Origin of the sequence: Flavobacterium sp. ABG, from assembly GCF_001027725.1 — a bacterium.
GTDB classification, from domain to species: domain Bacteria; phylum Bacteroidota; class Bacteroidia; order Flavobacteriales; family Flavobacteriaceae; genus Flavobacterium; species Flavobacterium cupriresistens.
In genome coordinates, this window is record NZ_LEKS01000048.1 from 1 (window position 1) to 812 (window position 812).

At 29.9% G+C, this 812-nt stretch carries 1 protein-coding gene and 1 pseudogene; both read left to right on the forward strand.

The features are described 5' to 3' along the window. Positions 1 to 201, forward strand: a pseudogene (locus tag AB674_RS22920) (histidine kinase); the annotation flags it as partial. A gap of 52 nt (positions 202 to 253) precedes the next feature. Then, on the forward strand, positions 254 to 812 hold a 559-nt coding region (locus tag AB674_RS21580; protein WP_047779356.1), incomplete at its 3' end, for a LytR/AlgR family response regulator transcription factor.

The following is an 812-nucleotide window of genomic DNA, read 5'->3' on the forward strand; positions in this document are numbered from 1 at the left end:
ATTTTAGATTTTTGGGTAGAAAACAAAATTGAAAATCACAGGAAAGATCCGGAAAATTCAGGGATAGGAATGACCAATATTGAAAATCGCCTGAATCTCCTTTATCCTAATGCACACCAACTTACTATTATTGAGACAGACAGTAATTATAGTGTCCATTTAAATTTAAAACTAGACCAAATTCAAACTTCTTTTAATTAGAAACCTGATGTAGATTTTAATTGTTCCAAATTTTAAATAAAAAACAAAAAAGATGAAATGTGTAATTATAGACGACGAGCCTTTAGCGGTTGATTTGCTCAAAGAATTTGTCAGCAAAGTAGATTCTCTTGAACTGGTCAACACATTCACTAATGCTATTGATGCTATTTCAATAATCAATCAGTCCAATGTTGATTTGATTTTTTTAGATATTGAAATGCCTCATTTTTCAGGGATTGATTTTATTAATGCCATAGAGAAAAAACCGTTAATCATATTTACAACTGCTTATTCTAATTATGCTGTTGAAGGATTTAATCTTGGCGCGGTTGATTATTTGGTAAAACCCATTCCGTTTCATCGGTTTTTAAAATCTGTTTTAAGGGCACAACAAATTTTCAATCCACAAAATTTACCTGTAAGTAACAACTTGATTTCCACTCCTGAAATCGAACAGGATTTTATGTTTGTAAGAGCTGAATATGAAAATGTAAAATTGAATTTTTCAGATATTTTATTTATCGAAGGATTGAAAGATTATGTCAAAATATACACCACTGACAATAAGTACACACTAACATTAATCAGTCTTATAAAACTGGAAAATCTGC